At 35.0% G+C, this 23,857-nt stretch carries 26 protein-coding genes and 1 other annotated feature; of the genes, 7 read left to right on the forward strand and 19 right to left on the reverse strand.

The genetic code is table 11. The features are described 5' to 3' along the window. Nucleotides 1–121: 121 nt before the first annotated feature. The 3 genes from TEPIDINF_RS08060 to TEPIDINF_RS08070 form a co-directional block, all read right to left on the reverse strand. Nucleotides 122–1,627, reverse strand: a complete 1,506-nt coding sequence (locus tag TEPIDINF_RS08060; protein WP_068725525.1) for a leucyl aminopeptidase — start codon at nucleotides 1,625–1,627, stop codon at nucleotides 122–124. Between the two features lie 94 nt (nucleotides 1,628–1,721). After that, complete coding sequence (locus TEPIDINF_RS08065; RefSeq protein ID WP_421691722.1) at nucleotides 1,722–2,102, reverse strand: DUF309 domain-containing protein; 381 nt, start codon at nucleotides 2,100–2,102, stop codon at nucleotides 1,722–1,724. Nucleotides 2,103–2,234: 132 nt separating this feature from the next. After that, a complete protein-coding gene (locus TEPIDINF_RS08070) occupies nucleotides 2,235–2,930 on the reverse strand; it encodes a 3D domain-containing protein (RefSeq protein ID WP_068725529.1) in 696 nt (231 codons plus the stop codon). A 177-nt stretch (nucleotides 2,931–3,107) separates the two neighbouring features. Between TEPIDINF_RS08070 and TEPIDINF_RS08075 the strand changes: the two genes are divergently transcribed. Then, entirely contained in the window at nucleotides 3,108–3,806 is a 699-nt protein-coding gene (locus TEPIDINF_RS08075; protein ID WP_421691723.1) for a chlorite dismutase family protein, read from the forward strand. A gap of 99 nt (nucleotides 3,807–3,905) precedes the next feature. On the opposite strand, the gene TEPIDINF_RS08080 is transcribed toward TEPIDINF_RS08075, so the two are convergent. The 4 genes from TEPIDINF_RS08080 to TEPIDINF_RS08095 form a co-directional block, all read right to left on the reverse strand. After that, the gene (locus TEPIDINF_RS08080; RefSeq protein ID WP_235589094.1) at nucleotides 3,906–4,037 is read right to left on the reverse strand and encodes a YuiA family protein; all 132 of its coding nucleotides are present in this window, start codon (nucleotides 4,035–4,037) and stop codon (nucleotides 3,906–3,908) included. Nucleotides 4,038–4,165: 128 nt separating this feature from the next. After that, nucleotides 4,166–4,642, reverse strand: a complete 477-nt coding sequence (locus tag TEPIDINF_RS08085) for an NUDIX domain-containing protein (RefSeq protein ID WP_068725531.1) — start codon at nucleotides 4,640–4,642, stop codon at nucleotides 4,166–4,168. Between the two features lie 107 nt (nucleotides 4,643–4,749). Beyond that, nucleotides 4,750–5,952 carry an NAD(P)/FAD-dependent oxidoreductase gene (locus TEPIDINF_RS08090; RefSeq protein ID WP_421691724.1) on the reverse strand — a complete coding sequence of 401 codons (1,203 nt, stop codon included), beginning with the start codon at nucleotides 5,950–5,952 and terminating at the stop codon, nucleotides 4,750–4,752. A 312-nt stretch (nucleotides 5,953–6,264) separates the two neighbouring features. Beyond that, entirely contained in the window at nucleotides 6,265–6,696 is a 432-nt protein-coding gene (locus tag TEPIDINF_RS08095) for an RrF2 family transcriptional regulator (protein ID WP_068725536.1), read from the reverse strand. A 230-nt stretch (nucleotides 6,697–6,926) separates the two neighbouring features. Here TEPIDINF_RS08095 and TEPIDINF_RS08100 point away from each other — a divergent pair, with 230 nt between their 5' ends. The 3 genes from TEPIDINF_RS08100 (at nucleotide 6,927) to TEPIDINF_RS08110 (ending at nucleotide 8,646) form a co-directional block, all read left to right on the forward strand. After that, nucleotides 6,927–7,916, forward strand: a complete 990-nt coding sequence (locus TEPIDINF_RS08100) for an NAD(P)/FAD-dependent oxidoreductase (protein ID WP_068725539.1) — start codon at nucleotides 6,927–6,929, stop codon at nucleotides 7,914–7,916. Nucleotides 7,917–8,181: 265 nt separating this feature from the next. Beyond that, nucleotides 8,182–8,373, forward strand: coding sequence for a hypothetical protein (locus TEPIDINF_RS08105; protein ID WP_068725541.1), 192 nt, complete (start codon nucleotides 8,182–8,184; stop codon nucleotides 8,371–8,373). 15 nt (nucleotides 8,374–8,388) lie between these two features. Then, a complete protein-coding gene (locus tag TEPIDINF_RS08110) occupies nucleotides 8,389–8,646 on the forward strand; it encodes a hypothetical protein (protein WP_068725543.1) in 258 nt (85 codons plus the stop codon). On the opposite strand, the gene TEPIDINF_RS15240 is transcribed toward TEPIDINF_RS08110, so the two are convergent. Next, nucleotides 8,615–8,797, reverse strand: a complete 183-nt coding sequence (locus TEPIDINF_RS15240; RefSeq protein WP_476471654.1) for a hypothetical protein — start codon at nucleotides 8,795–8,797, stop codon at nucleotides 8,615–8,617. The two genes, TEPIDINF_RS08110 and TEPIDINF_RS15240, sit on opposite strands and share 32 nt — an antisense overlap. Before the next feature lie 382 nt (nucleotides 8,798–9,179). On the opposite strand from TEPIDINF_RS15240, the gene TEPIDINF_RS08115 reads away from it, so the two are divergent. Continuing rightward, entirely contained in the window at nucleotides 9,180–10,022 is an 843-nt protein-coding gene (locus TEPIDINF_RS08115) for a helix-turn-helix domain-containing protein (RefSeq protein WP_421691725.1), read from the forward strand. A gap of 587 nt (nucleotides 10,023–10,609) precedes the next feature. Here the strand turns inward: TEPIDINF_RS08115 and TEPIDINF_RS08120 are convergent. Together TEPIDINF_RS08120 and TEPIDINF_RS08125 are read right to left on the reverse strand one after the other, a co-directional pair. Continuing rightward, complete coding sequence (locus tag TEPIDINF_RS08120; RefSeq protein ID WP_068725545.1) at nucleotides 10,610–11,347, reverse strand: hypothetical protein; 738 nt, start codon at nucleotides 11,345–11,347, stop codon at nucleotides 10,610–10,612. Between the two features lie 76 nt (nucleotides 11,348–11,423). Further along, nucleotides 11,424–11,561, reverse strand: coding sequence for a hypothetical protein (locus TEPIDINF_RS08125; RefSeq protein WP_161937320.1), 138 nt, complete (start codon nucleotides 11,559–11,561; stop codon nucleotides 11,424–11,426). A gap of 388 nt (nucleotides 11,562–11,949) precedes the next feature. Between TEPIDINF_RS08125 and TEPIDINF_RS08130 the strand changes: the two genes are divergently transcribed. Further along, complete coding sequence (locus TEPIDINF_RS08130) at nucleotides 11,950–12,846, forward strand: helix-turn-helix domain-containing protein (protein WP_421691726.1); 897 nt, start codon at nucleotides 11,950–11,952, stop codon at nucleotides 12,844–12,846. 218 nt (nucleotides 12,847–13,064) lie between these two features. On the opposite strand, the gene TEPIDINF_RS08135 is transcribed toward TEPIDINF_RS08130, so the two are convergent. The 3 genes from TEPIDINF_RS08135 to TEPIDINF_RS08145 form a co-directional block, all read right to left on the reverse strand. Beyond that, the gene (locus tag TEPIDINF_RS08135; protein ID WP_068725547.1) at nucleotides 13,065–13,703 is read right to left on the reverse strand and encodes a hypothetical protein; all 639 of its coding nucleotides are present in this window, start codon (nucleotides 13,701–13,703) and stop codon (nucleotides 13,065–13,067) included. Nucleotides 13,704–14,039: 336 nt separating this feature from the next. Then, on the reverse strand, nucleotides 14,040–14,660 hold the full coding sequence (locus tag TEPIDINF_RS08140) for a VanZ family protein (protein ID WP_421691727.1): 621 nt from the start codon (nucleotides 14,658–14,660) through the stop codon (nucleotides 14,040–14,042). Nucleotides 14,661–14,752: 92 nt separating this feature from the next. Beyond that, nucleotides 14,753–15,088 (reverse strand): hypothetical protein, encoded by a 336-nt coding sequence (locus TEPIDINF_RS08145; protein WP_068725555.1) that lies wholly within the window; start codon nucleotides 15,086–15,088, stop codon nucleotides 14,753–14,755. Nucleotides 15,089–15,286: 198 nt separating this feature from the next. Between TEPIDINF_RS08145 and TEPIDINF_RS08150 the strand changes: the two genes are divergently transcribed. Next, complete coding sequence (locus TEPIDINF_RS08150) at nucleotides 15,287–16,144, forward strand: alpha/beta hydrolase (RefSeq protein WP_068725557.1); 858 nt, start codon at nucleotides 15,287–15,289, stop codon at nucleotides 16,142–16,144. On the opposite strand, the gene proC is transcribed toward TEPIDINF_RS08150, so the two are convergent. The 6 genes from proC to TEPIDINF_RS08180 all read right to left on the reverse strand — a co-directional run bounded on the left by proC (nucleotide 16,135) and on the right by TEPIDINF_RS08180 (nucleotide 23,491). After that, a complete protein-coding gene (proC, locus tag TEPIDINF_RS08155; RefSeq protein ID WP_068725560.1) occupies nucleotides 16,135–16,971 on the reverse strand; it encodes a pyrroline-5-carboxylate reductase in 837 nt (278 codons plus the stop codon). The genes TEPIDINF_RS08150 and proC overlap by 10 nt on opposite strands. 11 nt (nucleotides 16,972–16,982) lie before the next feature. After that, entirely contained in the window at nucleotides 16,983–18,227 is a 1,245-nt protein-coding gene (locus TEPIDINF_RS08160; RefSeq protein ID WP_421691728.1) for a glutamate-5-semialdehyde dehydrogenase, read from the reverse strand. After that, nucleotides 18,224–19,357: a glutamate 5-kinase gene (gene proB, locus TEPIDINF_RS08165; protein ID WP_068727597.1), complete on the reverse strand. Its 1,134-nt coding sequence runs from the start codon at nucleotides 19,355–19,357 to the stop codon at nucleotides 18,224–18,226. Before proB ends, TEPIDINF_RS08160 begins: the two co-directional genes overlap by 4 nt. Nucleotides 19,358–19,442: 85 nt before the next feature. Continuing rightward, nucleotides 19,443–19,656 (reverse strand) — a binding site (T-box leader). A gap of 213 nt (nucleotides 19,657–19,869) precedes the next feature. After that, a complete protein-coding gene (locus TEPIDINF_RS08170) occupies nucleotides 19,870–20,574 on the reverse strand; it encodes a formate dehydrogenase subunit gamma (RefSeq protein WP_421691729.1) in 705 nt (234 codons plus the stop codon). Beyond that, the gene (locus tag TEPIDINF_RS08175) at nucleotides 20,567–21,298 is read right to left on the reverse strand and encodes a 4Fe-4S dicluster domain-containing protein (protein WP_068725566.1); all 732 of its coding nucleotides are present in this window, start codon (nucleotides 21,296–21,298) and stop codon (nucleotides 20,567–20,569) included. Before TEPIDINF_RS08175 ends, TEPIDINF_RS08170 begins: the two co-directional genes overlap by 8 nt. Nucleotides 21,299–21,301: 3 nt before the next feature. Further along, a complete protein-coding gene (locus tag TEPIDINF_RS08180) occupies nucleotides 21,302–23,491 on the reverse strand; it encodes a molybdopterin-dependent oxidoreductase (protein ID WP_421691730.1) in 2,190 nt (729 codons plus the stop codon). Nucleotides 23,492–23,857 lie beyond the last annotated feature (366 nt).

Consider the following 23,857-nt stretch of genomic DNA (forward strand, 5'->3'; position numbering starts at 1 on the left):
GTATATAGTTTAACGACAAAAAGTGTTCCAGTAAAGAAGTTTTTTCATTTATCCATTTATAGCCGGAGTAACTTGATTCAAAGAAAGACATGTACGACGGAGCATGTTATAAAATTCAAATTTATCTCATTCCATATTTACCATAATGTTTTGCGATTTGGACTAAAGAACGCACCATCACACCTGTTCCACCTTTTTGCGTTGTGGCGGTTTCTTTATTCGACCATGCAGTTCCAGCAATATCAAGATGAATCCATGGCGTCTCTTCTGCAAATGCTCCGACAAACAATGCAGCGGTGATACTTCCGGCTAAACGGCCACCCGTATTTTTCAAATCAGCAATTTGGCTCTTAATTTGTTCCTTATATTCATCAAAGGTAGGTAATTGCCAAACTTTTTCTCCTGCCTTTTTCGCCGATTTCATAAAGTCCGCTAAAAATTCTTCATTATTCGTCATTGCGGCAGTGGTTACATCGCCTAGAGCAATTAAGACCGCACCTGTTAAAGTTGCCAAATCGATAATTCGTGAAGCACCTAAGTGTTTCGCATATGTGATTCCATCAGATAGGATTAAACGACCTTCTGCATCTGTATTTAGCACTTCAATCGTTTTTCCACTCATTGTCTTAATGACATCACCGGGCTTATAAGCTTTTCCAGAAGGCATATTTTCTGTTGAAGGAATAACCGCAACAACATTAACTTTTGGTCTTAAACGGCCAATCGCTTCCATCGCTCCAAGAACAGCAGCGCCACCACCCATATCCATTTTCATTTCATCCATATTGGCTCCTGGTTTTAATGAGATGCCCCCCGTATCAAAAGTAAGTCCTTTACCAACAAAACCAAGAACATCATCCCATTGTTCCCTACCACGATATTTCAATACGATCATCTTTGGTGGTTGTTCTGAGCCTTGAGCCACGGCTAATAAACCACCCATACCTAAACGCTCCATTTCATCACGCTCAAGGATTTCATATTCCATCCCATAGCGGCGGGCAATTTCAATCGCTTTTTCAGCCATATGGGTTGGAGTCATCTTATTGCCAGGTGTATTAACAAGATCCCTAGCTAAATTTGTTCCTAATGCGTAAGCTGTTCCACATTCAATCCCATATTTAAGTTCATCAGAAACTTCTTCAGCGATCAGTTGAATCAGTTCAACCTGATGTTGCTCTTCCTTTTTTGAACTATATCCATCAAAACGATAATGAGCAAGATGAGCTCCTTCTGCAAATGAATGTGTCACATGATGCTCATGTATATTTGGATGCTTGATTCCAAATGGGCAAGAGGCTACTTTTTTAGCTTTGACTTTAATCGCTGTTTTTACAGCTACGGCAGCAATTTCGCGAACCATATCTTGGTCAAACGCATCTTTCTCACCCAAACCAATGACCAAAATCCGTTTTGCAGAAATTTTACCAAAGGTATGTATCAATGTTGTTTCTTTAGCCTTTCCAGTAATTTCTCCTTGTTGAATGAGATCAGAAATAGCTCCATCTAGTGCTTGATCCACATCAGCCAATTTACCTTGTGGCTTCGTATTTTCACTATAATGTCCTAATACAAGAAGATCTGTTTGAATCGATGTAACTGGTTGATTTAAAAATTCGATTTTCATTTCAGCACCCCCAAAATTTTTATTTTTAAACCTTACTGTTGCCCATTATACCTCGTTTACAATGAAAAATAAATTATTTCGATTATCTAAGTTTTCACTCCCCTTCGTCTAAGTGTAATTTTACAAGAGGGAAATTGATTTTTTTCACTTCCTCAATCGTGATGCGTTTCTCTTCTGGTAAATAAGTTAATGCTTTTTCAATGTAGGCAATGACTGGTTCTAAATCTAAATCCCAGTATTTAGGACGATAAGGTTGTAAGTATTTATAGGCAGAATGAAAAAGTAGTCGAGAGCCGGAGATATTACCTGTTTGAAAATGATAAATGGCAACAGCTACTTGTAACAACCCCTGTAAAAATTTATTCTGTTTGTCTATCATCCAAATCTCTTCAAGAAGATCATGGCATTCGTAATATTCGCCTTCATTGAATTTTTTAAAAAATTGATAGTATTCCTCTGGATATTTGCGTTGCATTTCGTTCACACTCCAAGCTCGCTCAATTTTGACTATATCTTTAATGTAGTAATATGATCATATCAAAGGAACCTGAGCCATGATAAGCAGAGAAGTGCAAAGAAAAAAAGAAGCAAGGAGATTCCTTACTTCTTACATTTCAGCATTAACCATTGCGACACGGTCGTACTGTTCTAATACTTTTTCCGTGACTTTTCCATTACCACGTTTGATCACATATACATCGACTCGTTTTTTGCCCCACTGATCATAAACATCTTGAACGGTTTCAAAGTATAAATCAATCCGGTTTCCTTTTATTGCAGAACCTTTATCTGCTACGATTCCGTAACCATATCCATCAATATATAGAATTGTTCCTAATGGAAACACTTTTAAATCTGCGGCAATGGTTGAAATCCCCTCTGGATTTCTTCTTACTTTAACACCAGAGTAAGTAATTCCATATTCAGGATGGGAAATATCTTTTCCTGTTGATTCTACACCCGCTGTGTAGCCAGTCGCAACAACAGTAATTTTCTCATACTGTTTTTCCATTTTTGAAACCATGACAGCTTGTTTAGATCTTATAACTGATATTGAACGAGTTTCATTTTGATTAATTGTACTTATTTGGTTTTTTCGATTTTCGATTTGTAATTGTCTGATTTCATCTATATCAGTTGTAATTGCTTCCATTTTTGCTGGCTGTTCTTGTTGATTTAATTCTAACACATTAATTTGTTTTACTTCATTTTCACCAAACATCAATCCCATCGTTACAATGGGTGATATGACGAGTAACAGCAGTAATGCTATTTTTACTCGTCGATTTATATAGGTAGACATTTTGTTATCTACCTCCTCTCCTAGTCTCATCTTTTCCTAGAAAAAAATTTTTTATACTTGTTTGATGAAAAAATAGGAAAGAAAGTAAATAAAACACTATAAAAAAAGTTAATATATTGTTAAATGATTCAATATTGTCTACAATAAAAATAGCTATTAAAAAAGGAGGAATCATTTATGCAACAAACATTACCCACCCAATTTGTTAGTTTTATTTTTTTTAAATTAGACCCAGCCTTTCGACGTTTGCCAATAGAAGAACAACAAAAACGTAAAGAAGAATTTCGGAATGTTGTAGAGGAGTATAATCATCATCCTGAGATGATGGTACTGACATATTCTTTAGTTGGACTTCGAGGGGATACAGACTTTTTGCTTTGGAGAATCTCCTATCAATTAGATTTATTTCAGGAAATGACTACAAAATTATTACATACAGGTCTAGGACAATACCTTACCATTGCTTATTCTTATTTGTCCCTAACAAAGAGAAGCATCTATGTCGATAAAGCCAATCCAGAACATCAAAATTCAAGAGCTCATATCGTGCCTGGACAAGGTAAATATTTATTCGTTTACCCCTTTATTAAAACAAGAGATTGGTATCACCTAACCTTTGCGACAAGACAGGGAATGATGGATGAACATATTAAGGTAGGAATGAAATATCCGTCTGTTAAATTAAATACAACATACTCTTTTGGTATTGATGATCAGGAATTTGTTGTTGCTTTTGAGTCAGACCATGTTCAAGACTTCTCCAATTTAGTTCAAGAACTAAGGGAATCAGAGGCAAGCCGTTATACGCTTCGTGATGTTCCGATGTTTACATGTATTCGTAAAGAAACTGTATCCGAAATGTTAGATACGATATAGGAATAACCCACAAAATTAAAAATGATAAAAATAAGGGGTGAGAATCGTTGTTGATTCACACCCCTTCATAATTTTCCGTTTTATATTGTAGTGGATCACTTATGCTACTTCCTCTTCTCCTTGTTTACCAGTTCCTTCACATGCTGGACAAGTTTCAGAGCCACCTTCTAAGAGATCGTAGTAACCTTGCCCTTCACAGTATTCACAGATATGATCGCTATAACCTTTCATACCCATCGCCTCCGTTCAGATAGATTACTAAAAATATATCAATAATTCAGAAAATTATAAAGCTTTATTTTATCGCTTATTTGTCCAATTTCCTTCATGTAAGCGAAAACATCAAACTGTTAAAGTTATTATTTAAAGATTTTATAACTGTTGTAACCATAGTTCCTAAAGGTTTGAAAGGGTAAAATTTCTAGTCGATGCCTATTCACTTGAAACGTTTTTAGAAAATTGGCCATAAATTCAGTCGTGTTAGGATCGTTAATAAGTTCTTCAATCGGCAGAAAAATAGCCTCTTCAATTTCACCAAGTCTTGGCTTAGGATCTCCACCTAAATATTCAAGATAAAACAGAATCAAATGATCGCTAATACCTGTTTTTAATACACCAGTTCTCCCACCAACGATTCCTAAAATTTTGGCATCAATAGACGTTTCCTCTTTAATTTCCCTTATAACCGCCTCATCCATCGTTTCGTTTGGGCCGACAAAACCTCCTGGAAAAGTCCATAGCCCTTTGGTTTTGCTATATGATTTTTTAACAGCTAATACTTTCCCTTCCTTTAAAACAAGACCCCCAACTCCTAGCCACACATCTTGTTTTCTCATGTTCGTTTCACCTCATTTTTTAGCATATCATATAGAAACAATAAAAAAAATAAAGAGTCATTTTACTAACGACTCTCATGGATAAATGAAGATTTGTTTATTTCATTTTAGCCTAACAGTTTGCCTTTTTTGATGACTAATGGTAACCCACCTATTGAGTATAGATATCGGTTATCAATGAGTTGTTTCATTATTAAAGCTGTATAACCAGTCATTTTACGATTTCCTACTTTTCCGATTGCTTCTCCTTTCCCTAGGGAAGCTACGGTTCCACGGAGATTAAACTTAAACGGTTTTAAGTCCATTTTACCATTTCGGACATAAGAAGTAATTTGTTTTGCTAGATGTTCTCCTTGTTGAACAGCAATTTGGGCTGTTGGTGGATAAGGTCTGCCTTCTTCATTAAAGACAATTGAATTATCGCCGATAATAAATACATCTTGATAACCAGGTGCTCGCAGAAACTCGTCTACTTTTATGCGCGCTCTCATGGTTTCAATACCTAACATTTCAATCAATTTATTACCTCTAACTCCACCAGTCCAAACTACCGTACCCGCCTTTATTTCTTCCCCATCAGCCAGTGTGACGCCTTCCTCTGTGCATGCTTTAATAGGTGTATTGATTTTAAATTCTACCCCTTTGTTCTTTAAAACTTCAATCGCATAATCCACTAACTGAGGATCAAAACCTGGCAATGCACTTGGAGCAGCTTCAATATTAATAATTCTAACCTTTTTGGGATTCACTTCAAATTGTTCACAGAGTTCTGGAATACGGTCAGCCAATTCTCCAACAAATTCAATACCTGTAAATCCTGCACCTCCAACGATAAAGGTAAGATATTCAGGATGTCCAGGCTCATTTTTATACTTCGCAAACATATATTCAATATGTTCCCTGATTAGTTGCACCGAATTAATACTACGAATGGTAAAGGCATATTCTTTTAGCCCCTCAATTCCAAAGGTTTCAACTTCGCTTCCTAAAGCAATAACCAAGATGTCATAAGTTAATCCTTGCCCATTATCCAGTGTAACCTTTCGTTCATTCTGAATATCAATCGCTACAACTTCTGCTTTAATAAAGTTAATCCTGTCTTTATCAATTAACTCATCTAAATCAATTTTAATCCTGCGAGGATCTACAGTTCCTGCAGCTGGTTGGTGTAAATGCGTCGTAATATAGTGGTAATCATGTTTATTGACCAAGGTAATATCGGCTTCATTATAATGTAATTCCTTTTGTAAACGTAATGCAGTGGTTAGCCCGCCGTAACCGGCACCGAGTATTAGAATCTTTGGTGTCATACACTCACATCCCCATCATATAATCTTTTTCTTTTCTTTATGTGTTTTAGCGTTCCCCAATTCCTTGCTTTTTAAAGTGGAACGTACCTGTTATGTTTTGGATTGTACATCATTTCACAAATTAAGACAACATAATTTAACATTGTTATATTTTTCACTATAAAAATAGTGTTAATATATGAATATCATACCATGCTATTTGTTAAATTTAAAGTATAATTAATCCCATAAAAGTGACGATCCCTCCTTCGAAGCGCATTCTGACTACTTTTGTGGGAACCCATCATAAAATCCTAACCAATAAAAAAAGAGCTAAAGCGAATCAATCATCGCTTTACCTCCTATTGTTAAATCAGCCAAATTAAGTGCATCTAATACACTAGCCATCGATTCTCTAACTTTTTCCCAAACCATCTTTGTTGAACAGTCTTCGGTCTTGTTACAGCAATTTCCGTCTTCATCTTCAAGACAATCAATAATATTCATTGAACCTTCTAGAACACGGACGATATCACCTACAATCACTTTTTCAGGTTCATTGGCTAAACGGTAACCACCTTTTGCACCACGAACACTTTTGACTAAGCCAGCTTTTCTTAAATCAACAAAAATTTGCTCCAAAAAAGGTTCAGGTATATGTTCATCTTTTGCGATTTGACGCAATGGGATAGGCTTTGTAAGTCCTGATTTTGCTAAATATACCATTGCTCGAAGTCCATAATGACCACGTGAAGAAAGCCTCATCAGGTACTCCTCCCTCAATAGGAATAAGTTCCTATTTCATTATACTTTAGGTCTTTACAATTAACTTTTTCTTAACGTATTTTTATTGTATTCACTCTAATCCAGCGTGTCAAATAAAGTTAATTTGGAATTTTGCAATTGTTCTCACAAAAACTTCTTTAAAAACCATCTTTTCCAGTTTATAATTGACTAGGGGATGTGTAAAAATCATGCAAAGGTGGGGAAAAATCATGTTACATGATGAAAAGGTTTACGAAATCACTGTAATAGGCGGAGGGCCTGCTGGCTTATTTGCCACATTTTATGCAGGGATGAGGGGAGCAAGTGTTAAGTTAATTGAAAGCATGCCTCAACTTGGCGGACAACTAGCTGCGTTATATCCCGAAAAATATATTTATGATGTAGCTGGATTTCCAAAAGTACTTGCTGCTGACTTAGTTAAGCGCTTAGAAGAACAAGTTTCACAATTTGAGCCAACCATTTGTTTAGAAGAAAAAGTGGTTAACGTTGAAAAAAATAGCGATGGTAACTTTGTTTTAACTACAGATAAAGGCACTCATTTATCTAAGGCCATCATTATTACTGCAGGTATTGGTGCTTTCGAACCACGTAAGCTTGAACTTGAAGGCGCTGAAAAGTATGAAAAGAAAAACTTACATTATTTTGTTAGCGACTTAAATATATTTAAAGATCGTAAGGTACTTCTATTTGGTGGTGGGGACTCTGCAGTCGACTGGGCACTTATGCTTGAAAACATCGCTAAAGAAGTAACGATTATTCACCGTAGGGATAAATTCCGTGCACATGAGCATAGTGTAGAAAGATTGTACGATTCTAAAGTAAACGTTATCGTTCCTCGTGTTATCACAAAATTAGAAGGTGACAACGTCATTGAAAAAGTAACCATTGCAAATCCTAAAGGTGGAGATGAGCAAGTGATTGAGGTTGACGATTTAATTGTTAACTTTGGTTTTGTTTCCTCATTAGGGCCAATTGCGGAATGGGGATTAGAAATTAAAAACGGTGGAATCGTTGTAGACTCAACAATGAAGACAAATATCGATGGAATTTATGCTGCTGGAGATATTGCTACATATGAAGGAAAAATTAAATTGATTGCTTCAGGATTTGGTGAGGCACCTACAGCTGTCAATAATGCCAAACACTATATTAACCCTGACGAAAGAGTACAACCAGTTCATAGCAGTAGTAAACACTAATCTTTTGAGAGGTAAGAAAAAAAGGTCGTTTAAAAAACGGCCTTTTTTATACGTTAGGAAGGTATAAATTTTAGCAAGAGGTAACTCGACGTTGCTAAAAATTTTAAGTTCCAAGTATAAGTGCAACTTAGGCTTCTGCCTGCATCAAAGATTTGGCATAAGCCAAGTTTTCTTTATTTGTAATAGAAAGTATTTTTCTCTTGTATATTTTATTCCCCATTACACAAAATAAGAGATATATGATGATGATAGGGGGACTTCTTGAATGAGAACGTTGATCAATACACTTTACACGCTTCTCTTATTGGTGTTAACGATCATTCTTCCACTAAGTATTCTTTTTAGCCGCGTTCCAGTGGGTAGCCATATTGACGCGATTGTTGGTGCGATCTTTGCTTTTATTCTAATGGTTAGTTATATCGTCTATACCTATTGGTTAGGTTTTTGGAATTCATGATGTGGAGGGGTCACGATGTCGTATATTTGTCCAGTTTGTAATGGGTTAATGTCATTAGAAGCAACCTGTCCCCATTGTCATCATCAATTAGATGATTTTGGTCGAATTGACCAGCTTTGGGGTCCATATTCACCCTATAGAGAAATTAATGAATTAAGATTGATAAACGGCTATCCCGATGATGAACAAAACCACCAATGCATCCATATTACCTCTTGTCCTGCATGTGGCCAAGATCAAATCATACGTATTGATGAGATATTTCAAGGATAGGGAAATCTTTGTTTTTCTTTTGTTGATAGACCTTTTGGAGTTGGATCTTTACGATTTTCGTATGAAGCCGATCAATCTTTTGGCTTAATGCAAGGACAAGGGGATGATGGAAACCAAGTTTCATCCCTTGTACTTCCATTTCCCTTCTCAGCCGTTTTTATCTTTGAATTACAAGGGAAAGAAACTTTTATACAATAGCATACAGGAGGCGCTTTTCTTTTTCAAACCTCAATTTAATTCATTACATGAATGGAACCCTTATTTAAACTAGAAATTTAAGGATAAAATAATCCCTAAAACTACCTTTTTCATTTATCTGCACCTCCTTTTTTGTTGCCATCATTATATATAAATACAAAAATTCCTGTATTTGCCTTTATTTGCGATCTAACCTGATTAATGCGCTATTTCCTCATAAATTCTCGCTCACTTATTAAAAATGATAATAATAAGAATATTTATAAATCTATTATTTGTAAATTTAAGTAGTTTTTCCTATAATAGACTTAAAAATCACTAATTTTCGGGTGATTATGATAAGTTTCTCAATTGAAAGATTAGGGAAGGGGATTAGCCAATTACGTACCTCTCTAAGCCTATCGCAAGCTGAATTAGCTAAAGGGATTTGTACACAAGCACAAATTAGTAAAATTGAAAAAGGTCAAGCTATTCCCTCCGCTGAAACCATCTATTACATCTCAGAACGCTTAGGGGTTGATGTCAACTATTTTTTTGACATGGCGAAAAGTTCTCGTGAAGATTATGTAAAGGAAGTCATGTCACAAATTCGTAAAACTATACGAAATAGAGATTATCTAGAAGTGATGAATACTGTTCTTGAAGTACAGGGTCATCCTTTGTTTCAGTCTAGTATAAACAAACAATTTCTGATGTGGCATCATGGTATTGCGACTTTCTATTTAGAAAGTGATTCTGAAAAAGCCCTCAATTTGTTGCACGATTCTCTTCTACTCACTGCTAAAAATAAGGAATTTTATTCCGAACGTGAAGTAGAAATTCTAAATAGCATCGGGATTATTCACAGTGAACTTGGAGATCACATAGAGGCAATATCTTTCTATCAAAAAGGAATTGAACATTTAAAACACCTTCCATTCCTACATGATCAATTATTAAAAGTTCGTTTAATGTACAACTTAGCAAAATCTTTAACCAAGATCGGTTCATACCGTGAATCACTAAAATACTGTGAAAAAGGAATAAAAGCCTGTTTAAAAAATGAGTCCCTCTATCTTCTAGGTGAATTTTATTATCAAAAAGGGTATAATTTGTTTCATGTACACAAAAACGATGAAGCAATTGCGTATATGAACAAAGCTATTTTTATCTTTAAAATAGGCTTTCTTGTCTTATAATAGGCATAGGGAGTCTTCCTTAAGTCTTGGAGTTGGTGTAGTTACTTACTCATTCGACATTTTGGGAGGTACTCCTTTTTTGGCTTTTAAAAGCCTTGAGCCTGTAAGGCTCATAATTATGAAATTGATTCAATTTGTTGAAAAAAGTATTCTTCGCCTTGTGCTGAATCATATGCAACCGCCCCTAAAACCAGTATATGCCGTCCACCAAAAAAGTGTATTCCCATTGTGTAACCACTCATTTTCCCGCCAAAGAAAGTAAGTGGTTACATCCTATGGAAATATTATATCGGAAAAAGAAAGAATAAGAATACCGTAATATGCCAGGGCATATTTATTTTTTTTTGATTAATTTTATTAGTAAATAGACTATTACTAAATTAGACAAAATAAGAATAACAGATGGTGATCCTAAATCGAACATAAATTTCACCCCTCTTATATGTATGTAGATTGTTTTTTAACTTAATTATACTTTATCTCATTGTAGATAGACGTTAAACTCCAAAAGCACTAAAGAATTGGATATATGGAAAAATCCAATTCTTTAGTGTCAAAAATTTTAATTCTTTTCCGTTTACAATATATTACATTGAACCATCAGAATAATAATTGTCATCTTCTACAAATAACTTAAGATAAGAAGAACAACCACATCCAACTGAAATTGTATCCCAAGTTAATGCTGCATAAGCAGGACGATTATAATATAAATCTTCTTTCTGTCTCATAATTGAAAGACTTTTATTTTGATAAGTACCTCCTATGACCATTACTCTATCATCATAGACTTTTGAAATATAATCTGCGCCACCTTGAACAAAAGTGAAGTCTGCATAGAATTCAGCAGATTGTACTCCACTCGTCCCATCAATAAGAACTTCATAATAAGTACAATATCCTGAACCACAACTACTATAAAATTGAGAACTAACGTCTCCTTTTAATTCCTTTTCAGGTTTCATTTCAGTTTTTTTTAGTACTTTAACTTCTAATTTTAAAACGGAACCATCTGGGAATGTAATTTTCTTTAATGGATTCTTAAGACTGACTGATAAAGCATTTTCTGGAAGCTTTGCTAGTACTTCTGGATTCATGGCGTCAATCAATTCTCCGTTTTTATATTTATTAATAAGATTCTTTCGTGTTTTACTATCAATACCCAATTCTTTAAAATTTTTATCCAGTAATTTTTCTTCCTCTGGGGATAGGGTAATTTTGGAAGTAGTTTCATTAACAATTGTGTTGCCTGCAAAAGTGATCTCAGAAAAAACAACGAACAACATAAGAAAAATGCTCATAAATATTAAAGATTTTCTGTACATTATAGTCTACCTTCTTTCATTAATTAAAGTTGTTATTTTTACAAACAAAATAAAAATAAAATTGTAAAAATAAAATCTAATGCTGATATGGCAAATCGGTAGATTCATAGATTGTTGTCTCTATAGCTGTATACTGCTTGTTCGAAATTTGACTAATCTGAGTTGCACTAAAAAGTAGTAAAGATAAAATTATCCCTAAAACTACTCTTTTCATTTTCGCGCCTCCTCTCCCTTTGCAATCATTATATATAAATAAAAATATTCCTGTATTTGCCTTTATCGGCAATCTAACCTAATTAATACACTATTTCCTCATAAATTCTCGCTCATTTATCAAAAATTATAATTATAGGAATATTTGCTAATAAAACACATCGCTTGTACTTGCGAAGTGTAGTAAATCCTTTTTAAGTTTTTTACCTTTTATTTCTTAGCTGATGTGAAAACCATAATAGAAGACCGATTATGATGGAATATTTGTGGATTCCGATCCTGAATATTCATAGGATAATGAATATCTCCCTCTATAATGAATCTATTATTTGTAAATTTAAGTAGTTTTTCCTATAATAGACTTAAAAATCACTAATTTTGGGGTGATTATGATAAGTTTCTCGATTGAAAGATTAGGGAAGGGGATTAGCCAATTACGTACCTCTCTAGGCCTATCGCAAGCTGAATTAGCTAAAGGGATTTGTACACAAGCACAAATTAGTAAAATTGAAAAAGGTCAAGCTATTCCCTCCGCTGAAACCATCTATTACATCTCAGAACGCTTAGGGGTTGATGTCAACTATTTTTTTGACATGGCGAAAAGTTCTCGTGAAGATTATGTAAAGGAAGTCATGTCACAAATTCGTAAAACTATACGAAATAGAGATTATCTAGAAGTGATGAATACTGTTCTTGAAGTACAGGGTCATCCTTTGTTTCAGTCTAGTATAAACAAACAATTTCTGATGTGGCATCATGGTATTGCGACTTTCTATTTAGAAAGTGATTCTGAAAAAGCCCTCAATTTGTTGCACGATTCTCTTCTACTCACTGCTAAAAATAAGGAATTTTATTCCGAACGTGAAGTAGAAATTCTAAATAGCATCGGGATTATTCACAGTGAACTTGGAGATCACATAGAGGCAATATCTTTCTATCAAAAAGGAATTGAACATTTAAAACACCTTCCATTCCTACATGATCAATTATTAAAAGTTCGTTTAATGTACAACTTAGCAAAATCTTTAACCAAGATCGGTTCATACCGTGAATCACTAAAATACTGTGAAAAAGGAATAAAAGCCTGTTTAAAAAATGAGTCCCTCTATCTTCTAGGTGAATTTTATTATCAAAAAGGGTATAATTTGTTTCATGTACACAAAAACGATGAAGCAATTGCGTATATGAACAAAGCTATTTTTATCTTTGGGTTACAGGGAAATGAAATTTTTATACAATATGTTCAAGAAGAAGTTGATCAGTTTGTAAAGAAGCTACAAAAATAACACTTCGATTTCTGCGAAGTGTTATTTTTTCAATGATTCTTTTATAACTCTTTGATTACCTGAGTCGTCAAACAGGATAACTTTTACATTTTCACTATTTATGTTGTTTAATTCTTTCGTGGGTATTACATAGTTTTTAACATGTGAAATAACACCACTATAAGCAGTGAAAAAGGAGAAAAAGCGATATCTTTCCTTTTTTATGTTATTAATTTTCTTTATTCAACTAAAGTACCAATTGATTTAACAGTATTATCAACTTCTTCATTATACTTTTGAAGAAGAACCTTCATATCATTGGTAGAATATTTCTCTTCTAACTTTGGAATTAATTTTTCCCAAATTAAATTCTTTTCATATAGATCTCTATCGTAACGATAATTTAAATTTTCAATAGATAGTCCTAATACATCGGCATAAGCCTTCATCTGTTTTGGTACATCAACTGTATCAAGACTATCTTTAATATATTGATCAATTTCATTGTCTTTTAATTTTATACCATACTCTTTCGCAGCAATTTCTTTCCAAGCTTTTTCTTTATTCATTTTCTCTTTGGACAATTGCAGAACTTGTTCTTGTGTTAGGTCAGTTTCATAGTTTAATTTTTCTTGAATGAGTGTTCTAATCACCCATTTTTTTAATTTAGCATCTTTTATATCAAATTTTTCAGTTTCCAATAGAACCTCTTCATAAACGTGTTTATAATCATCATAGGTATAGTTGTTTTGAATTTGCATTTGCTCTTCTTGACTCTTCATCTTGATCGGTATTTGTTTATCTGTATTCGATTGACAACCTGTACTTAAAGTAATAATAATTATGCTTATTAATGAGATTATTGCAAATTTCTTCAATAGTTGTTCCCCCCTTTTTTTATCATTACTCAATTTTAGCACAGTAAATTTTTGATCTAATTCAATCTGTGACTGAGTTTGACCAAAATAAATTTGTTTATTGACAGAAAAACGCCTTTTCAGAATTGGTAAAATGGAAGTAACTCTTTCAAGGTCAGAATTTGTTTAGACTCCTTAATGGAAATCGAGCAGAATCCTACCCTGGAAAAGATGTGATTTATCTTTTCCTAATAAAACCCGTTATACCTAGAGACGTTTCTACTACTGAGTCTAAAAAGAAGCAAGAGTATAATTACCCCAAAAACTACCTTTTTCATTTATCTGCACCTCAAGTGATTATTTCTTATTAACATTGACATTGACTGCTTTCTCAGAAACTTTATGTATGTACTCTAATAATGTATTTAATTTGATATCAAATTTTTTCACGGACATAATGAATAAAAATGAATAGATTTTAAAGATTTTGTAACCAATAATTGTTCCAATAAAATTCAATATAAGATCATTAACGTCAATACTTCTATATGGAAATCCTAAGAATAAAGAGATCAGTAGCTGCAGTCCTTCTATTATGATTCCAAACATGATTCCAAAGAAAATTAACTTTTTTCTATTGATGCTAATTATATATGATATTCCAAACCCAAAAGGAATTGATAATAAAATATTATAAAATACTTGCTTGCTTAATAAATAGTTAATTGAGTCAAAATTAAAAGGAATAATGTTAATACCTGTTGAAAAGGCCAACTCTTCCCTAAAAATTTCCACCATACTACCAGATATAGATATGGGAAATATTGTGTATTTAAGAACATATAATAAATAGATATAAAAAATAGATAAGAAAATAAGATAAACATTATCCTTTTTGAATTTAAACTTTAAAATAATAAATAATATCCCCAGAATTATAAAACCAGTAATTAATGTTAATATATCAAAATCCACCATTGATTTACTCTCTCCTTAGGTAAATAATACTAGATAAAGTAACCTCAAAAATTTTTTGAGGCTACTTTATCATTAAACAAATATCGAAATATTTATTCTGTACTAATTGTTCCAGATGCCGCTAAGTTCCAACCATCATCATTTACTTTATACGCAACTATATAGTATTCACCAGCTGCTTGTAAGCCAAAACTACCCGAAAAATTTGTTATTTTTCCGAGTTCAGAATCTGGTGTTACAGAAGTTACACCTACGTATCTATCTGACCCCCATACAGATTCATAGATATCGAAGTAAACCTTATAAGGGCTACCTACAGCGCCTCCGTCCTTCGATGTTGCCCATATTCCTCCATCTATTAACATATCTCCTTCGTCCATACTATGAAACTGACCATTATCTGCACCACTAACATATCTATAATTCATAGTCAACTCCCAAGTATCACTATTCGCAGATACAGGAATATAAATCTATTATTTGTAAATTTAAGTAGTTTTTCCTAGAATAAAATTAAAATTATTTTGCTCAATTCTTTCATTGATAATGGTATAAGCGAGGCCTGTATGTAAATACTATATAAAGTATTGGCAAGGGTAAACGCATCAGATAAAGAGGCTAAGAACATGAAGTTTCAATCATATGACACATATTATCTAGGAGCACAAAGAACAAAATTATATCTTCGGTATTGGATCCCAGATCAACCTAAAGCGCTTGTTATTTTAGTTCATGGCGCTGGTGAACATTCTGGGGCATTCTCCCATGTTGCAATGAAAGCTTTACTAAACCAGATCGCTTTCATTGCACCTGATCTTCGAGGGTTTGGCCAGTCTGAAGGACCTCGCGGCCACGTTTCTCGTTTTACGGAATATCTAGAGGATTTAGATATCTTAATTAAATTAGTAAAAATTGATTTCCAAAAAACCCCTTTATTTTTATTAGGGCATAGTTTAGGTGGCCTTATTGCTATTCGTTATGTTCAAGAATATTCAAATCATATCAATGGAATCATCTTATCTTCACCTGCTATAGCTCTTAAGAAACCACTACCAAAATCAATAAACGTGCTTATTGAATTATTTTCTTGGTTAACCCCTGACTTAACAGTTAACCCATTTAGATGGTACATCCATCTGAAAAAAATTAGCTGGTTGGATCCCATATTACCAAAGGGGTCTATGCAAATGTTAAATGACCCATTAGCAAACAAACTTTATACACCCCGTTGGCTTACGGAATTATTACATCATGGGAATCATGCAATGGTAAAAGTGGCTAATATCACACAACCAACATTTTGTTTATGTGGAAAAAAAGACCCTATCATCGATCCAAAGATGATAAAATCTTTTGTTGATGCCATTCCTTTGCAAGATAAGGCTTACGCGGAAATAATAGATGGCGGCCATTGCCCTTTATATGAACCATATCAAGATCAAGCGATTAATCTAATCTTTCGGTGGGTAGATCATTATTTATAAAACTCGGAATAGATGGCTCCCAACTCCTTTGAGCGTTTTGTTGCTTGTTTAATCGCGCTTTTGATTGCTTCTTGAAAATGATATTCTTCTAAAATTTTTAATCCTGCCATCGTTGTTCCCCCGGGACTTGTTACCTTTTCCCTTAAAATTGTAGGGTCTATTTTGGTTTCCAATAACATATGACCAGCACCGATTAATGTTTGAATCAATAATTCCCTTGCTTTATGATGTTCAAATCCAAGTTCTACAGCCGCTTGTTCCATTGCCTCAATCATATAATAAAAATAAGCTGGACCACTGCCAGATAATCCGGTAACGGCATCGAGTAGCTCTTCATCAACAATCGATACCGTTCCGATAGACTCTAAAACAGAGATCACAATTTTTAAATCTTCTTCCTTGGCATAGGTTCCTTTAGCTACCGCAGTCGCAGACATACCAATCATCGCCGAGGTATTTGGCATGGCACGAATGACAGGCCCATGATGTTGAAGTAAATCACTAATGTAATCTGTCGTTACACCTGCTACAACTGACAGGACTAACTGTTTTTGATGAGTTGCCTCACGAATGTTAAGCAAAGACTCTGCAATATCCTTTGGTTTGACAGCCAAAATCAATATATCGGCTTCACTAATCGATTGTTGTTTGTTAGCAGAAGAAATTACTCCATACTTCTTAGTTAGTTGAAAAAGTCGTTGCTGATTTTCTCTATTTAAAATCGTTATGTTTTCAAGAGGTATCAATTTCTTTTGGGCTAGACCGGCGATCATTGCTTCAGTCACTGAACCTGCACCAATAAAACAGATTTTTTTATCTTCAAACATTTTCTTGCCTCCTAACGAATTTGACCATCACCATAAACGATATATTTATAAGAGGTTAAAGCCTTTAATCCCATTGGTCCTCTTGCATGTAGTTTTTGTGTACTAATTCCTATTTCAGCCCCAAACCCAAATTCAAACCCATCTGTAAAACGGGTTGATGCATTGTGATATACGGCAGCAGCATCCACCATTTGTAGGAATCGCTCAGCAGTTTCTGTGTTATTGGTCACGATCGTTTCCGAATGTTTTGTGCCATATCGATTGATATGAGCTATTGCTTCTTCAACATCATTTACGACTTTGACCGCCATAATGTAATCTAGATATTCTGTTTCCCAATCTTCCTCCGTTGCCTTTTTGATTTCAGGTACAATGCTTAGGGATGTTTCACATCCCCTAAGTTCCACATTCTTTGCTTTTAATTCGGCAAGCAGCTCTACCAGATATTTTTTAGCCCAATCTTTTTGAACCAATAATGTCTCTGCAGCATTACAAACCGATGGCCTTTGCGTTTTGGCATTCACAGTGATTCGTTTTGCCATTTCTAAATCCGCATCTTTATCAATGTAGACATGAACATTACCGGCACCTGTTTCAATCACCGGAACGGAAGCATTTTGGACAACAGTTTTAATCAATTGCGCTCCCCCACGTGGAATCAATACATCAAGATATTCATTTAGCTTTAACATCTGGTCTACTGTCTCCCTGTTGGTATCTTCGATCAGTTGTATAGCTTCCATTGGTATACCGGTTTGCTTAAGCCCTTCATGAATGATTTTTAGAATCGCTTGATTTGAATGGATGACAGATGAACTCCCCCGAAGAAGAACAGCATTTCCTGTTTTTAAACATAATCCTGCTGCATCTACGGTTACGTTGGGACGAGCCTCATAGATCATGCCTATCACTCCCAAAGGAACTGTAACTTTTGTAATTTGTAACCCATTGGGTCGTTCCCAAGATTCTATTTGTTCTCCAATTGGATCAGGAATCTCCACTAATAATCGAAGACCCTCTGCCATTTCATGAATGCGTTTTTCATTCAGGATCATCCGATCAAGCAATGCCTGACTTACATCTGCACTTCTTGCCTCCTCAATATCCCTTTTATTTTCATGAATCAGATATTCAGATTGTTTTTCTAATTGATCAGCAATCATCAGTAATGCTTGGTTCTTTGTTGCTGTTGAAAGAATACCTAATGATTGAACAATCTCTTTTGCCTTTTTTGCTTTTATCATCAATTCATTCATTTTGTTACAACCTCCTGAATCTTTTCTTGTAAAGCAACCCAATCATCACGGTGAATCACTTCAATCCGCTCGATATCCAAATGATTTTTAGCATATTCTGTAGAATTCCCTTGAACTTCCTTTAATTGTGCCGATGAGTAATTGATCAGTCCTTTACCTAGCAAATGGCCATCAATGGAGTAAACCTCCACAACTTCACCAGGTAAAAAATTCCCATCAACATATGTCACACCTGCAGGAAGTAAACTTTTCCCGCCGTGAATAAGAGCAAAAGCAGCTCCTTCATCAATGATGATTTGGCCATTGGTATCAGAATGAAAAGCAATCCATTGTTTTTTTGATTTTAATGTACTTAACAATGAATGGCCAAAATAGGTACCTTTTCCTTTTCCTTCTAAAATATCGGTCAACGTTTCTTTTCCATTCCCAGTTCCTATAAAAACATGAACTCCTAAAGATAAAGCTAATTTTGTCGCTAAGATTTTTGATTTCATTCCCCCTGTTCCAACTGAAGAACCTGAGGCGGTTGCTAGTGCTTCTATTTCAGGTGTAATTTCATCAACCTGTTTAAACTTTTTCGCATGAGGATGAACACGCGGATCGGAATCATAAAGCCCGTCCGCATCTGTCAAAATCACTAATGTATCTGCATGAATCAAACCGGCTACAAGAGCAGATAACATATCATTATCTCCAAATGTCAATTCATCAATTGCGACGGTATCATTTTCATTGATAATTGGAATTATGCCTCGCTTTAGTAAAACAGATAAAGTATTATAGACATTGTTATATTGCTGTCGTTTAGAAAAATCGATACGGGTAATTAATATTTGTGCTACTGCAAGGCCATATTTACTAAATGCATCATTATATGCTTGTATCAATAGTCCTTGCCCAACCGCTGCCGCTGCTTGCTTCCCTTCGATGGTTGCAGGACGGCTAGGATAACCTAGTAAAGTAAAACCTGTTGCAACAGCACCTGATGAGACAAGTAGGACTTCATGCCCTTGTTTTCGTAATGCAACTATTGCTTTTACGTGTTTATTTAATTTATCCTGTGAAAGTCCACCATGACTATTCGTCAAGGAACTGCTCCCTATCTTAACAACTACTCTTTGTTTTTTGATATTACCATTCATTGTTGTAAATCCTCCTGATACTATATTCATGGTCTCATGCCAATTGAAAAAAAATAACTCTTTCATCCTATTAAATAAGGACGAAAGAGTTTTCTTCCGTGGTACCACCTTGATTGGCTATTAAGCCCACTTTCTTCTTGATAACAGGCAGAAGATCCCTGTCTAGGTTAAAAAAGTCCCTAGCCGCTCCGAGGTGGGTTCGGAATCCCTTGTGGTAAGCCTTACAGCCAAGGGTCTTACTCTCTGTTTCACAGGAAAGACCTACTAATCCTCTTCAACACATTGTTCATTTTTAATGAATCATTGTAAGTTTCTATTATTATATTATGCTTTAACGTAGTAGAGAATGTCAAGTTTTGTTATAAAATATTTTGAAACCAACGATTAAATTAGTATTATTGCAGGATTCTGATAGCTTAGTTAAAGATCTCAGCAGCGAATATGCTTGTCTTAAAAAACCCTTATGGTTATAACCATAAGGGTGTAATAAAACTGAGGAATTATTTCATTAAATGTGAAAATCCTGCTGTCTTAAAGGATTTTGGATTTTTCTTCTCATCAATTGTAACGAGATTCGTATCTTTTACCTTGTCATACCATAGCTTATGATGGTGTTCAGCGTACTCCTGATCCATAAAGCCAGTTGCCATAGCCTCAAATGAAACCCGTTCTCTTGGATGGATAGCGGATAAATAAACATGGACAAAGAAGAAAGCAACAAGCGTAATAGCACCAATATCATGCAAAATTAATATGATGAATCGATTCTCTTTGAACCAATCAAACCAAAGCGCAAACCCTGTTAAGGCAAGAATCGGTCCAAATATCACGACAAACAAATAATATAGTTTTTGCCCTGTATTGTATTTTTCCTGTGGCGGCATTCCATCCCCACCAAAGAAATAATGCTTTGGAGCAGCCTTTAACCAACCAAGATCTTGCTTACTCCACTTAAATACACATAACCAACAAAATCTGTTATGGGAGAAAATCAAATAGATCATGGGTGCAGCTACAAAGAAGATTGCACCGATACGGTGTACAATCCGAACCCCAATTCCTAATTTAGTCGATAGTAATGCGGCACTTCCTTGAAAGAAAATAATAAATCCACTAATCGCTAGCAAGACAAATCCAAATGCGACTGCCCAATGCATGATTCTATCAGCTTTTGTATATCGAAACACTTTGTTCTTCTTACTCATTTTCTTCTCCTCCTTCTTGATGGTGATTCTCTTCTTTATTCTTAGAGATTGCAGCGACAGCATAATTACCCATTAATCCTAAAGCAGTTGCTCCTAGTAGCACGCCTCCAGCTGGTTTAATCAGATCATCACGCCAATCGGCTAGTTTTGAAACCTGCTCATTGATACTTGATTTCGGATTCATAACACTCACATAATAAATTTTAGGTTGAGTTCCTTGATTTGCTAGAATAGGCTTAGCATTACGTTTTTGAATCTCTTGATTAATCGTACTTGATGGATCGTCCAAATCACCAAAGATTCTCGCCTCTGGAATGCAAGTTTTGACACAAGCTGGTTCTCCGCCTTTTTGTAATTCTGACGAACAGAAGTTACACTTTTGAATCGTCTTCGATCGTTTCACTTCAATACGTGCATTATAAGGGCAAACCGCTACACAATATTTACAGCCAATACATTTGCCTTCATCCACTAACACAATTCCGTCCTCTGTCTTATACGTTGCACCTGTTGGACATGCTTTCATACATGGAGCATCCTCACAATGCTGACACTGGATTGGGAGAATATTCACTTTTACATTAGGATAAGTCCCTTCTTCTTTTTCAAGAAAGTGAATAAATGCTTCATCTTGTTCTAGTTCATTTTTCATTTGACAAGCAAGTCGACAAGCATAACAGCTTACACATCGAGTTGTATCAATTAACATTCCATATCGTGCCATCGACTACACATCCTTTCGAACTGTTACAGCAGTTTCCATCATTAATCCATTCCCAGATATTGGGTCAGTTCCTGTTTTTACAAAATCATTTGGACATAATCCAAATCCGTTTGATATTTTGAGATTCTTAGCAAAAGCTCCATATCCCCCAGGTAAGAAAATGGCATCGGGAAAGATCCGTTCCGTAACTTTTGCTCGAATTTTTCCTTTAAATAAATTGTTCTCAATGATCACGAAATCACCGTCTTTAATTCCTAATTCCTTAGCCTTTTTCGTGTTAATCCAAACTCTTTCTAAGTTATAATCCTTTGTCACTTGCATTAGCTGAGGAATATTTGCAGTAGAAGAATGAGAATGAACATTTTGTTTTCCCCATATTAGACGGTATTCTCCTTGCTTTGGCTCCACTTTTGGTGCAAGCCAAACCGGAATTGGCGAGAATCCAGCTTTTTTATAAGCCTCTGAATAAAATTCAATTTTTCCTGATTCGGTTTTTAACTTAGGAACTTTCCCAAATTCCACCGATTCTTTTGTCTTTACGACACCTTTTTCTTTTAACTCTTTATAAGAAATTCCAGTTGGTTTTAATAGTGCCTCATTTAATTCATCGATCGTAAAATTAAAATATTGGCCTAATCCCATTTGCTTAGCTATACCAATAATGATCTCACTAAATGGTTTAGTATTCGGATGGACTTTATCAATCACTTGTTGACGTATTGTCACAGCTCCTGTTTTTCCTGAAAGCGGTTCTACTATTTCTGTTCTTTCTAGATAGGTTGGCTCTGGCAAAACATAATGAGCTAGCTCGGCACTTTCTGACATCCAGATATCACAAACAACTACCAACTCTGCCTTCTTATAACCATCAATGTTGTATTGGCGATCTGGGGTATTTCGAACAGGATTAAAATGGTTAATAAAGACGGCTTTTACTTTACCCTCGCCAATTAATCCAGGTGTTCGGTGGGGCATACCTTTTGAACTTGGAACAAGTGGATATTGCCCCTTCACTCCGGATCCATCGATATGGTCTACTTTTGGCTTTTCAGGAGATGGATGTTTAGTAGAATCTAATTTTCCTAATTCAGGCTCAACCGCAAAATATATACCACCCTTTTGATTAAGGTTACCTAACATTGCATTGACCAATCCAACCATTCTCGCTGTTTCCGGACTATTCATATAGTTACAACCAAAAGCCCCTTTCCATGATGGATCGATAAAGGCATGTGGTTTTGCAGCTGATAAATCCTTTGCAATCTCAATGATTTTTGCCGCTGGTATCGTTGTTATTTTCTCCGCCCAATCTAGCGTGTAGTTTTGAATCTCTTTTTTAAATTCTTCAAATCCGATGGCATTTTGCTCAATAAATGCTTTATCATACCAATCGTTCTGAATCATTGTATTCGCTATAGCTAGCAATAACGCAAGATCTGTTCCTGGTTTAATCGGTACCCATTCATCGGCAATGTTGGCAGTAGCATTATGTCTTGGATCCACACATACTATCTTTGCTTTCTGATCTCTTCCTTTGATCATTCCTTGCAAATGACTCGGTTTAATTCCATCCCCTACACTTCGACCAATGTATAACATATACTTCGCACTCGAACTGTCTGCAGCTGGTGTTTTTCCAAAAGTATATTCAAATCCGACATCTCTCGAAATATAGCAAACCGAATGGTGAGTCTGAATACTATTACTACCAATCGCCTTCATAAATCGGCCACCGTAAAACTTTCCTACATCTTTTGGATTATGCATATACATCACACTTGCCGGGCCATATTTTCCGATAATTTCCTTTAATTTATCTCCTATTTCTTTGTAGGCTTGTTCCCATGATATTGGTACAAATTGATTGTCGACTCGTTTCATTGGCCCTGTTAAACGATCAGGATGGTAAGTTAACATTGCGGCTCCATAAGCTCTTCCGCACAATGTTCCTTTATTTGTCGGGTGTTCCGGGTTTCCCTCAATATTGATTACACGTCCATTCTTTACTGTTGCGATGATTCCACAACGACTGGTACAGCCATTACATAGTGTTGGTATTTTCTTTATCTCTCCCTTTTCTTCTGCTTGTGCCCATTTGTTCATGCCAAATTTGAAATCGACTGCTAAGATTGCTCCTGTTGCTGCAGAGGCTTTTAAGAAAGCCCTTCGACTAATCCTTCTCTGTTCACCCATTTATAACTCCCCCTAGCTGATTAAAAAAACTAATTTTACTAGATTCGAAATTCGAGTCCATTTGTAATATGTGAAAATAATCACATACATTTTCTGATTTCATTATAAACCAACTTGATTCTAATTAGCTATTTCATCTTTTTATATGAGTATAAGAATTCTTTTATATCCATATTGTGATTAAATTCACAAATAGTCATAATATTTTATTTTTTCAGTTTGTTTATATTTAAAGAAATTTTAAATTGTGTACATTATTTGTCTAATCTATCAAAAAACTATGAAATTATTTGAAAAGCATTTAGAATAATGATAGATACGTTTTGTTTTGTTTTGTTATCATATACTATCAAAGAAATGAGGGCT

The organism is Tepidibacillus infernus (assembly GCF_048898065.1).
GTDB lineage: Bacteria > Bacillota > Bacilli > Tepidibacillales > Tepidibacillaceae > Tepidibacillus_B > Tepidibacillus_B infernus.

What these genes read in the sequence shown, in the direction of transcription:
- TEPIDINF_RS08060 (WP_068725525.1), bottom strand. Translation starts at nt 1,627, where the DNA reads ATGAAAATCGAATTTTTAAATCAACCAGTTACATCGATTCAAACAGAT.
- TEPIDINF_RS08065 (WP_421691722.1), bottom strand. Translation starts at nt 2,102, where the DNA reads ATGCAACGCAAATATCCAGAGGAATACTATCAATTTTTTAAAAAATTC.
- TEPIDINF_RS08070 (WP_068725529.1), bottom strand. Translation starts at nt 2,930, where the DNA reads ATGTCTACCTATATAAATCGACGAGTAAAAATAGCATTACTGCTGTTA.
- TEPIDINF_RS08075 (WP_421691723.1), top strand. Translation starts at nt 3,108, where the DNA reads ATGCAACAAACATTACCCACCCAATTTGTTAGTTTTATTTTTTTTAAA.
- TEPIDINF_RS08080 (WP_235589094.1), bottom strand. Translation starts at nt 4,037, where the DNA reads ATGAAAGGTTATAGCGATCATATCTGTGAATACTGTGAAGGGCAAGGT.
- TEPIDINF_RS08085 (WP_068725531.1), bottom strand. Translation starts at nt 4,642, where the DNA reads ATGAGAAAACAAGATGTGTGGCTAGGAGTTGGGGGTCTTGTTTTAAAG.
- TEPIDINF_RS08090 (WP_421691724.1), bottom strand. Translation starts at nt 5,952, where the DNA reads ATGACACCAAAGATTCTAATACTCGGTGCCGGTTACGGCGGGCTAACC.
- TEPIDINF_RS08095 (WP_068725536.1), bottom strand. Translation starts at nt 6,696, where the DNA reads ATGAGGCTTTCTTCACGTGGTCATTATGGACTTCGAGCAATGGTATAT.
- TEPIDINF_RS08100 (WP_068725539.1), top strand. Translation starts at nt 6,927, where the DNA reads ATGTTACATGATGAAAAGGTTTACGAAATCACTGTAATAGGCGGAGGG.
- TEPIDINF_RS08105 (WP_068725541.1), top strand. Translation starts at nt 8,182, where the DNA reads ATGAGAACGTTGATCAATACACTTTACACGCTTCTCTTATTGGTGTTA.
- TEPIDINF_RS08110 (WP_068725543.1), top strand. Translation starts at nt 8,389, where the DNA reads ATGTCGTATATTTGTCCAGTTTGTAATGGGTTAATGTCATTAGAAGCA.
- TEPIDINF_RS08115 (WP_421691725.1), top strand. Translation starts at nt 9,180, where the DNA reads ATGATAAGTTTCTCAATTGAAAGATTAGGGAAGGGGATTAGCCAATTA.
- TEPIDINF_RS08120 (WP_068725545.1), bottom strand. Translation starts at nt 11,347, where the DNA reads ATGTACAGAAAATCTTTAATATTTATGAGCATTTTTCTTATGTTGTTC.
- TEPIDINF_RS08125 (WP_161937320.1), bottom strand. Translation starts at nt 11,561, where the DNA reads ATGAAAAGAGTAGTTTTAGGGATAATTTTATCTTTACTACTTTTTAGT.
- TEPIDINF_RS08130 (WP_421691726.1), top strand. Translation starts at nt 11,950, where the DNA reads ATGATAAGTTTCTCGATTGAAAGATTAGGGAAGGGGATTAGCCAATTA.
- TEPIDINF_RS08140 (WP_421691727.1), bottom strand. Translation starts at nt 14,660, where the DNA reads ATGGTGGATTTTGATATATTAACATTAATTACTGGTTTTATAATTCTG.
- TEPIDINF_RS08145 (WP_068725555.1), bottom strand. Translation starts at nt 15,088, where the DNA reads ATGAATTATAGATATGTTAGTGGTGCAGATAATGGTCAGTTTCATAGT.
- TEPIDINF_RS08150 (WP_068725557.1), top strand. Translation starts at nt 15,287, where the DNA reads ATGAAGTTTCAATCATATGACACATATTATCTAGGAGCACAAAGAACA.
- proC (WP_068725560.1), bottom strand. Translation starts at nt 16,971, where the DNA reads ATGTTTGAAGATAAAAAAATCTGTTTTATTGGTGCAGGTTCAGTGACT.
- TEPIDINF_RS08160 (WP_421691728.1), bottom strand. Translation starts at nt 18,227, where the DNA reads ATGAATGAATTGATGATAAAAGCAAAAAAGGCAAAAGAGATTGTTCAA.
- TEPIDINF_RS08170 (WP_421691729.1), bottom strand. Translation starts at nt 20,574, where the DNA reads ATGAGTAAGAAGAACAAAGTGTTTCGATATACAAAAGCTGATAGAATC.
- TEPIDINF_RS08175 (WP_068725566.1), bottom strand. Translation starts at nt 21,298, where the DNA reads ATGGCACGATATGGAATGTTAATTGATACAACTCGATGTGTAAGCTGT.
- TEPIDINF_RS08180 (WP_421691730.1), bottom strand. Translation starts at nt 23,491, where the DNA reads ATGGGTGAACAGAGAAGGATTAGTCGAAGGGCTTTCTTAAAAGCCTCT.